The sequence below is a fragment of the Saccharopolyspora sp. NFXS83 genome, assembly GCF_026241095.1.
Taxonomy (GTDB): domain Bacteria; phylum Actinomycetota; class Actinomycetes; order Mycobacteriales; family Pseudonocardiaceae; genus Saccharopolyspora_C.
Window position 1 is genome coordinate 342,678 of record NZ_JAPFGB010000003.1, and the last position, 9,296, is coordinate 351,973.

At 72.8% G+C, this 9,296-nt stretch carries 9 protein-coding genes and 1 pseudogene; 6 read left to right on the forward strand and 4 right to left on the reverse strand.

From position 1 onward, the window contains the following. Positions 1–241 precede the first annotated feature (241 nt). Genes OOZ19_RS05295 through OOZ19_RS05320 form a run of 6 tightly spaced genes read left to right on the forward strand, consistent with a single transcriptional unit; the run spans position 242 to position 5,938 of the window. The gene (locus OOZ19_RS05295; protein ID WP_266088832.1) at positions 242–1,282 is read left to right on the forward strand and encodes a Gfo/Idh/MocA family oxidoreductase; all 1,041 of its coding nucleotides are present in this window, start codon (positions 242–244) and stop codon (positions 1,280–1,282) included. After that, positions 1,272–2,150, forward strand: coding sequence for a sugar phosphate isomerase/epimerase family protein (locus OOZ19_RS05300; protein ID WP_266088834.1), 879 nt, complete (start codon positions 1,272–1,274; stop codon positions 2,148–2,150). The genes OOZ19_RS05295 and OOZ19_RS05300 overlap by 11 nt, the downstream gene beginning before the upstream one ends. Continuing rightward, positions 2,150–3,448, forward strand: a complete 1,299-nt coding sequence (locus tag OOZ19_RS05305) for a M20/M25/M40 family metallo-hydrolase (protein WP_266088836.1) — start codon at positions 2,150–2,152, stop codon at positions 3,446–3,448. Before OOZ19_RS05300 ends, OOZ19_RS05305 begins: the two co-directional genes overlap by 1 nt. Further along, positions 3,448–4,569 carry an Ldh family oxidoreductase gene (locus OOZ19_RS05310; RefSeq protein WP_266088838.1) on the forward strand — a complete coding sequence of 374 codons (1,122 nt, stop codon included), beginning with the start codon at positions 3,448–3,450 and terminating at the stop codon, positions 4,567–4,569. Before OOZ19_RS05305 ends, OOZ19_RS05310 begins: the two co-directional genes overlap by 1 nt. Continuing rightward, positions 4,566–5,525, forward strand: a complete 960-nt coding sequence (locus OOZ19_RS05315; protein ID WP_266088840.1) for a Gfo/Idh/MocA family protein — start codon at positions 4,566–4,568, stop codon at positions 5,523–5,525. The genes OOZ19_RS05310 and OOZ19_RS05315 overlap by 4 nt, the downstream gene beginning before the upstream one ends. Next, on the forward strand, positions 5,522–5,938 hold the full coding sequence (locus tag OOZ19_RS05320) for a DUF6917 domain-containing protein (protein WP_266088842.1): 417 nt from the start codon (positions 5,522–5,524) through the stop codon (positions 5,936–5,938). The genes OOZ19_RS05315 and OOZ19_RS05320 overlap by 4 nt, the downstream gene beginning before the upstream one ends. 85 nt (positions 5,939–6,023) lie before the next feature. On the opposite strand, the gene OOZ19_RS05325 is transcribed toward OOZ19_RS05320, so the two are convergent. The 4 genes and pseudogenes from OOZ19_RS05325 to OOZ19_RS05340 all read right to left on the reverse strand — a co-directional run. Further along, positions 6,024–6,557 (reverse strand): EF-hand domain-containing protein, encoded by a 534-nt coding sequence (locus OOZ19_RS05325; protein ID WP_266088844.1) that lies wholly within the window; start codon positions 6,555–6,557, stop codon positions 6,024–6,026. Positions 6,558–6,702: 145 nt separating this feature from the next. After that, on the reverse strand, positions 6,703–7,962 hold the full coding sequence (locus OOZ19_RS05330; RefSeq protein ID WP_266088871.1) for a nucleotide sugar dehydrogenase: 1,260 nt from the start codon (positions 7,960–7,962) through the stop codon (positions 6,703–6,705). Positions 7,963–8,012: 50 nt separating this feature from the next. After that, positions 8,013–8,321 (reverse strand): hypothetical protein, encoded by a 309-nt coding sequence (locus OOZ19_RS05335; RefSeq protein ID WP_266088847.1) that lies wholly within the window; start codon positions 8,319–8,321, stop codon positions 8,013–8,015. 106 nt (positions 8,322–8,427) lie between these two features. Next, positions 8,428–9,296, reverse strand: a pseudogene (locus OOZ19_RS05340) (hypothetical protein); the annotation flags it as partial.

Genomic DNA, 9,296 nt, shown 5'->3' on the forward strand with positions numbered 1-9,296 from the left:
CGGACCCGGTTTCGGGCGGGTTCGGCGAAATCGCTACTCTGCGGTTCGGCAAGCCGGACTCGTTCGCAGAAGACCATTCCGGTTCCCGGGCGATCCATTGCTCGAATCCGCCCGGTTTCCGTCCTCAGAGGACCGCATCGCGACGGTTCCGCCGAACGGTGCGTCGTCCGCGAGAACCACGGAGAAAACAGACTCGCCGCGGAAATGCCACCGCAGAAGACCCACAGATCAACGGAGCACGATGCTGCATTCACTCGTGGTCGGGCTAGGGCGCGCCGGGGCAGGGCTGCACCTGCGCGTCCTGGCGCAGGCACGGGAACTCGACCGCGACCTGTTCCGGCCGGGCGCGATCATCGCCTGCGACCCGGAGCCCCGCGCCCGGCGCGCCCTGGCCGGGGTGACCGTGGCGGAGTCGGTGCGCGCCGCCGCCGAACTCGTGCCGCCGGCGCGCACCGTGGTCCACCTGTGCACGCCACCCCTCGACCGGCCCGCGCTGCTCGGGGAGCTCGCCGAACTCGGCTTCCGCCAGGTCATCGTGGAGAAACCGCTCGCACCGGACCTCGCGGAACTGGCGGAGATCAACCGGATCCGGACCGAGCACGGCATGCGGCTGGCGGTGGTCGCGCACTGGCTGGACGCCGAGCTCACCCGCAGGATCGCCGAGCTCGTCGACGGGCGGACACTGGGGGAACTGCGGTCCATCTCGTTCCACCAGCACAAACCGCGCTTCACGCACTCGACCTCGACCCAGGGGCACCCGACGGCGTTCGACGTGGAGGTCCCGCACGCGCTCGGCGTGGCCCTGCGGCTGGCGGGCTCCGCCGAACTGCTCGACGCGGAGTGCACCGACATGCGCTTCGAGGATCGCGTGCTGCCCGGCATGGGGGGCGCTCGGCTCGCCTTGCGCCACCACCAGGGCGTGCGCACCGACATCGTCTCCGACCTGACCGCACCCGTGCGGGAACGCCGCGTCGCGCTCGAATTCGAGCGCGGGACGGCGATCGGGAACTACCCGCTCAGCGACCAGGACCACCACGCGCAGCTGAGCGTGCACGGACCGGACGAGCAGTGGTCGGTGTTCCCCGACGACGCGCTCACCGAGTTCACGCTGCGCACCTACCGCCGGTTCCACGCCATCGGACCGGTCGCCGACCCCGCCGCCGACGAGCGCTTCGCGCTGCAGTGCGAGGTGATCCGCCTGCTGTGGTCGGCGAAACAGCACTGCCGGAACCTGACCGGCCTCGTTCGACAGTGGAGGAGGACTCCAGATCATGCAGGGTGACCTGCGGCCCGCGCTCGCCGCAATCGGCGACGAAGCCGCCGTGGACCTCACCGGGCAGCTCGCCGCGATTCGCAGGCTCGGCTGGCCCGGCATCGAACTGCGCGCCGTGGACGGCGTCGCGCTGGCGGACCTGTCCGCGCCCGACCTGCGGCGCACGGTTCGCCAGGTGACGTCCACCGGCCTCGACGTGGTGTGCCTGGCCTCCCGGATCGGCAACTGGGCGCGCCCGATCACCGCCCCTTTCGACGCGGACCTGCGCGAACTCGACGTGCTCGCCGGGCAGTGCGGTGCGTTCGGCACCCGCTTCGTGCGGATCATGTCCTACCCGAACGACGGGCTCGACGAAGCCGAGTGGGGCGCCCGCGCGCGGGAACGCGTCGCGCGGCTCGCGGAACGCGCCACCGAGCACGGCATCACGCTGCTGCACGAGAACTGCGCGGGCTGGGCCGCCGCCGACCCCGACCGCGCGCTGCGGTTGCTGGCGGAGGCCCCGTCGCTGCGGCTGCTGTTCGACACGGGAAACGGGGTCGACCACGGCTACGACGCGCTCGAGCTGCTGCGCCCGCTCGCCGGGCACGTCGCGCACGTGCACGTCAAGGACGCGACCGGCGCTCCCGGCGCGGCCACCTACGTGCGGCCGGGGGAAGGCGACGCGCGGGTCGCCGACTGCTTGCGGCTGCTGCTGAACTCCGGGTACGCGGGCAGCTTCTCACTGGAACCGCACCTGGTGGCCCGCCCGCACGACGGCGAGCAGGCCGACGCCTCCGCCGCCGACCGGTTCGTCGACGCGGGCCGGGAGCTGGAGCGGATGCTGGGGGAGCTGCTCGCGCCGTACGCGGCCGGGACGTCGGCACGCGGCCGGTCCTGATGTCCGCCGCCGACCCGTTCGGCGCAGCGGACCGGGAGCTGCTGCGGGACCTGCTGCTGCTGCCGACGGTGAACCCGCTGGAATCGGCGGAGCCGCCCGCCCGGATGTGGCAGGCCCAGCGCGCCTACGCCCGCGCGGCGGAGTCGATCGGATTCCGCACCGTGCACCACGCGGCACCCGATCCGGCGGTCCTGGACCGCGACGACGTGCCCCGCGCCGTCCGCGACGCAGCGGGCACCGCGGACTTCCTGGCCGAGCAGCCGAACCTGGTGCTGCGGCTCGGCCCGGACCTGCCGCCGGAGCGCACGGTCATGTTCAACGCGCACCTGGACACGGTGGCCGGGATCGAACCCGTGACATGCACCGCGGAACGGATCACCGGGCGCGGGTCGATCGACGCGAAAGGTCCCGCGGTGGCGCTGCTGGCGGGCATCCGCACGGCCCTCGACGGGATCCCGGCGCTCGGGCGCGACATCGGGGTGCTGGTGCAGATCGTCTCCGGCGAGGAGGGCGGTGCGATGGGCACCTGCGGGACCCGGCCGCTGGTCGAAGCCGGATTCTTCGGGCGCCTCAACGTGTTCTGCGAACCCACCGGGTTGCGGTACCTGCCGCGAGCGACCGCCTCGATGACCGCGCGGATCCGGGTCGACGGCCGCGGTGCCATCGACGACGAACCCGCCGCCGGGCACAACGCGACGGTGCTGCTGGGCTTCCTCGCGCAGCACCTCGCGCGGCACCTCGACCCGCGGGACCGGCCAGGCCGGTGCTGCGTCGCGGGCGTGCGCACGGGCGAGCAGCACAACCGGGTCTACGGCAGCGGAAACCTGCTGCTGAACCTGTCCTACGCCACCGCGGCCGAAGGAGCCGAGGCCGAGCGCGCGCTGCGGGCGGCGGTGCGCTCCGGGCTGCGCGAGTTCACCGAAATCTTCGGGCGCACCAGGGAATTCGCCCGCACCGCCGCCCACGCCGCCGAGATCGTGCACGTCGACTGGCTCAAGCGCGGCCTGCCCTGCCTCGACGCCTCGCCCGCCTGGGCGCGGGAGCTCTTCGTCGCCGCGGGCCTCGCCCGGTGGCCGGACGAGCTGCCCGCGTTCACCTGCGACGCCATCTGGATGCACGACGTCCCGGGCACCGCCACGGTGGTGCTGGGGCCGGGTTCGCTGGAGACCAACCACGCGCACGCCGAAGGCGAATACGCCGACGTCGCCGAACTGCGGGACTTCGCCCGCGCGGTGGCGTCGTTGCTCACCGAGTTCACCGAGCGGCACCACTGGGGTGCCGGGGAGGAGACCACCTGATGACACTGCTGCCGGAGATCGCACACTCCGGGGAACGAACGATGGTGTCCCACGCGGACCTGCACGCGTTCACCGCGCGCGTGTTCGCCGGGCACGGGATACCTGATCGCCGAGCGCACCTCGCGGCCGATGCGCTGTGCTACGGCGATCTGTGCGGATTCGACTCGCACGGCCTGTTCAACCTCGCCCGGTTGTACCTGCCGCTGCTGAGGTGCGGGCGGATCGATCCCGCCGCGCAACCCCGCGTGCTGACCGACCTGGGCGCGTGCGCCGTCGTGGACGCCCGCCGCGCGCTCGGGCTGTGGGCCGCGGCCGAAGCCGCGGACTCCGCGGCGGACCGCGCCGCCGACCACGGCATCGGGATGGTGTCGGTCCGAGGCGGCACGCACTTCGGTTGCGCCGGGTTCCACGCAGCCCGCGCCGCCGCCCGCGGCATGATCGGGATCGTCGCGAGCAACTGCGGCGGCCAGCGCATCGCCCGCCCACCGCTGGGCGCGCTGACCATGCTGGGCACCAACCCGCTCAGCGTCGCCGCCCCCGCCCTCGACGACCACCCCTTCGTCCTGGACATGAGCACCACCGTCGTGCCCACCGGGAAGGTGCGCGTCGCCGCGAGCAGCGGTGAGCGCGTGCCGGCGGGCTGGCTCACCGACGACACCGGCGCCGCGGTCACCGACCCGGCGGAGTTCGACCGCGGCACCGCGCACCTGCGCTGGCTCGGCGGGGACCCGGACACCGGCTCCCACAAGGGGTTCGGGCTCGGCCTCGTCGTGGAACTGCTGTCCGCGCTGCTGCCGGGAGCCGGGCTGGGCCCCGCCCCGGAGGCGTTGCACGGCGACGGCGGACCGCACGGCCGCGACGACGACATAGGCTACTTCGTGCTGGCGATAGCCCCGGACCTGCTGCGGACCGAAGGGGAGTTCGCCGCCGACGCGCGGAGCCTGTTCGGCACGCTGCTGGACTGCCCGCCCGCCGCCGCCGGCGACGCGGTCCGCTACCCCGGCTGGCACGAGGCGGAACTGGCCGCCCGCCGCCGCCGCGACGGGGTGCCGCTGCGCCCGCGCCTGCACCGGGAACTGGTCGAACTCGGCCTGCCCGAGACCGCCGGAGGTGCGCGATGACGGAATCCGCGGCACCGCACCGCGTCGCCGTGATCGGCCTCGGCACGATCTCGAAGTACTACCTGGCCGCGATAGACGAACTCCCCGGCTGGGAACTCGCCGCCGTGTGCGACGTGCGCCGCTCGGCGCTGGCCGTGCACCGCGGGCACGTCCCCGGCTTCCTCGACCACCGGGATCTGCTCGCCACCGTCGCGCTGGACGCCGTGATCGTGGTGGTGCCCAACGACGTGCACGCGCGGATCTGCCGCGACGCGCTGCGGGCGGGCGTGCCGGTGTGCGTGGAGAAGCCCCTCGGCATCGATCTCGACGAGGCCCGCGCGCTCACCGAGCTCGCCACCGAGCGAACCCCGCTGTTCACCGCGTTCCACCGCCGCTACAACGACAACGTGCTGCGGCTGCGGGACGAACTGCGCGGGCACGGCCCGATCGAATCGCTGGTGGTGCGCTACCTGGAGCGCATCGAGGAGCACATCGGTGGCGACACGTGGTACCTCGACCCGGACCGTTGCGGCGGTGGCTGCGTCGCCGACAACGGGCCGAACGCCTTCGACCTGGTGCGGTTGTTCCTCGGTGACGTCGAATCGGCGGGAGTGACCGTCGGCAGGGACGAGAGCGGGATCGACCGGCAGGCCGTGCTCGGGCTGCGGTCCGCCACCGGTGTGCCCGCCGTCGTCGAACTCGACTGGTCCCACCCGGGCGAGACCAAGGACGTCGAGGTCCGCTGCGCCGACGGCACCGTCCACCGCGCGGACATGCTGCACGGGCATCGCGGGTTCAAGGCCTCGCTGTGGCACGAGTACGTCGGGATCCTGGCGGACTTCGCGACCGTCCTCGATGCGGGCGGCGCGGACGCGGCCCGGCGGCCCGACGGCGGGCTCGCCGCGCTGGAACTGGTCGACGCGGTCTACCGCACCGAATTCCTCGACACCGCACCGGAATGGGAGGGCCTGGCATGAACCCGCACGAAGACGGGCGCAAGCGCGGCCTGCGGGCCACCGTCGTGAAGGTGCTCCGGCACCGCCGGGAGGACCGGGGCATGTCCCTCGAACCGCACCCGAGCCGCTGCATCCGGGCGGGCGAGGTGCACGAGCTCGTCACCACCGACCACCGCGACACCGCCACCGGGGCCCGCATCGACCGGGTCGGGTTCCTCGGCTTCGCCGAGTTCGGCAGCGCCGGGGTGCTCGACCGCGGCGACGAACTCCGGATCGGCGAGCGGCTGGTGGGCACCGTGCTCGGCTTCGACGCCTGCCACTACCCGAACCACTACAACATCCTCGTGCGGACCTCGATCCCCTGCACCGGCGAGGAGATCGGCCTGGAACCGGAAACGAAGCTCGCCTTCGACCAGGCGTCCGCCCGCGGCTGAGGCGGCACGGCCCGGTTCTGCGAACGGCTGAGCGGCCGGTGACCTCCTGAGTGATGGTCACCGGCCGTTCGTTCGCCGGGATGGATCAGCCCAGCAGTTCGACGTCCAGACGACCGAAGTGGAAGTCGCGCACGGCGGCGAGCAGCTCGTCCACGGTGAGCTCACCGTTGGCGTCGGTGTCCACGTTGACGAACGCCTCCGCGGCCTGCGAGCGGTCGACGCCGACGGCGGTGAGCCAGGAGGCGAACTCCGCGGCGTCGATCTTGCCGTCGTCGTTCTTGTCGCACAGGCCGACGATGCTGCGCACCAGCGGGCCGAGCACGCGGTTGAACTGCTCCTCGCCGTCCTCGAAGATGAGCTTCTGGGTGACGCGGACGAACTCGTCCTCCGACAGCGAACCGCCGGCCGTCGTCCCGGCCTCGCCGGCCAGGTACTCGAACATGCCGGTGAGCGCGTCCTGGACCGACTGGGCTTCGGCGCCGTCGGTGTTCTTGCCGAAGGCCTGGACGATCTGCACGGCTTCCTTCTCGAAGTCCGAGCGCTCCAGACGGCCGCTGCCGTCCAAGTCCCACTTGGCGAAGCGCTTGCGCAGGCGTTCGTTAGCGATAGCCGCGGTCATGGCCATCCTCCTTGATGTTTCGTTGGCGGAAACGGTGCTCCGCCCGCACCCGCGCGAACGGGAGCGGACGGCCCGCGCGGGGACTCGGCCTCGCGCAAGATCGATTCCGGTGCGCCGGGCACGTCGACGCACCGGGTGGGGGTGTTCAGAGCAGCGTCACCGAGCCACCGGCGGATTTCCCGCGGGTGTCCAGCAGCGCGCAGCCGGTGCTGGAGATCTCGACGAGGTCGTAGCAGGAGTGGTCCTGCAGCAGGACGACGAGATCCGCATCGGACAACGCCTCTGGGAGCGGGTGCTCCTTGCGGATCGCACGACCGTCCACTTCGAACTCGGCGACCTCCGGGTCGTGGAACGAGACCCGGGCGCCGCGGGCGAGCAGTTCGCGGGCGATCGGGTACGCGGGCGACTCGCGGGTGTCGGCCACGTCGGGCTTGTAGGCCACGCCCAGCAGCAGGACCCGCGATCCCGCGAGTGCCGCGCCCCGCTCGGCGAGCAGCTCGGCGGCCCGCAGCACCACGTGCGAGGGCATCCGCTCGTTCACCGCGCGCGCGGCGGACAACGTGTCGAAGGTGAATCCCGCGCTGCGCGCCTTGCTCTCCAGGTAGCGCGGGTCGATCGGGATGCAGTGGCCGCCGACGCCGGGGCCGGGCTGGAACGGCGCGAACCCGAAGGGCTTGGTGCCCGCGCAGTGCAGCACGTCCCACACGTCGATGCCCATCCGGTCGCAGAACAGCGCGACCTCGTTCACCAGCGCGATGTTCACGTACCGGTAGCTGTTCTCCAGGAGCTTCGCCATCTCGGCCTCCCTGGTGCCGCGGGAGACCACCAGGGATTCGACGAACCGGCCGTAGAAGGCGACCCCGTACTTGGCGCACAGCGGGGTGCAGCCACTGATGATCTTCGGGGTGTTGTGCATCGAGAACCGCTCGTTGCCCGGGTCGATCCGCTCCGGCGAGTACACCAGGTGGAAGTCCTCGCCGACCCGCAGTCCGCTGCCCCGTTCCAGGATCGGCCGCACCACCTCCTCGGTGGTGCCGGGGTGGCTGGTGGACTCCAGGACGACCAGGGTTCCGGCGCGCAGGTGGGTGGCGACGGTCCCGGCCGCGGCCCGCACGGCGCTGAGATCCGGGTCGCCGGAGGCGGACAGGCCCGTGGGCACGCACAGCACGACGGTGTCCGACGTGGCCAGCACCGCCGAATCGGTGGTCGCGGTGAACCCGGCGGCGACCATCTCGGCCACGGTCGCCTCCGGCACGTCCCCGACGTGGGACCGGCCCGCGTTCAACCCGGCCACGACCTCGCCGGACACGTCCAGCCCGACCGTGGTCAGCCCGGCGGCGCAGGCGGCGGACGCCAGCGGTAGGCCGACGTAGCCGAGCCCGACCACCACGAGATCAACAGACATCATCCGACTCCTCGCCCGATGCTGGTTCCGGTTCTGCGGGGACGGCCGGTTCAGGCGTGGAAGCTGCCGGTGCCCGGCGGCACGTGCGCTCCGTGCCCGGGGGCGACGACGAGGGATCCCGTCGCGCAGAACGGGTCGGCGTAGATGCGAACGGCCTCGTCCGTTTCGTTGATCAGCACGTGCGCGGTGGACGGGGCCTGGTGGCACCCGCTCGGCGCGTCGTAGGTCGTCACCGGCTCGAACTCGGTGCTGAAGATCAGGACCTGCCCGGTGGAGGCCGCGCTCGCGGTGGCAGCGGGGAAGCCTGCGGCGAGGATCGCGGCCGTCGCGGCGACCAGTGGACGTGCGTTCAAGCGCATGCTGCCATTCCTGTTCTGCGTGGGGTGAATTCCCGCCGGGGGTACCGGGATCGGGGAGTTTCGAGCGGTTCCGGCGCGAGCACGTCGCCGCGGCCCGGATGGCGGGTCACCGGCCGACTCGGGTGGCCGATGACAGCGCGCCGACGCTGACCATCATCACGAGCACTCCGAGGACCGCGATGAATCCGGCGGTCCGGGCGGGTGATTCGCGCGGCCCGCCGGAATCCGCGAGTTCCACGCGGGTCTCGTCGAGCGGTGGCGGAATCGGCCGTGCCGCCGGTGACGACCGTTCGGCGGGAGGGGGCGGTTCGGCGGGAGGCGGCGCTGCGGGGAGTGCAGGCACGACCAGCAGTGCGTCGGCGTCGGCGACCTCGCCCGCCAGCGACCGGGCGGAGACCGCGAGGCTCACCGTCTCGCCGGGACGTGCCTCGCAGGTGTAGGTGACCGAGCGACCCGGTTCCAGCGTGCCGAGCGCGCGTCGGCAGGCCGGTGGTTCACCGGTGACCTCGACTCCCAGCAGCGGAACGGTCGAGGTGTTGCGCACTCGTACCGGCACCGATCCCGCGCGGGCGGGCAGGATCTCCAGCGCGACCGACGGCCGTTCCGGTGCGGGTGGGTCGGGGGCGGGCGGCGGTTCGGCGATCTCCGCGGTGGCGCGCTCGACGACCGGCAGGCCGCCGTGGCTGATGCCGACCGCGCGCGCCGACACCCGGCCGTGGGCGGGCGCCGTGCCGGAGCACGAGGCCGTCCGCGTCGATCCTGGCCGGAGGTGGCCGAGGACTTCGTGGCAGGGCCCGGAATCCAGGGTCACGACGACGCCGGCGAGCATGGTGTCGCCGGTGTTGCCGACGACGGCGGTCTGCGTGATCGGGTCGCCGGGCCGCGCGGCGGCGGGCTCGATTCCGGTGCGCAGGGACAGCGAGGGGTGCTCGATCGGCCACCCGATCCCGTGCCCTTCGGGCGGGGGTGCGGGGG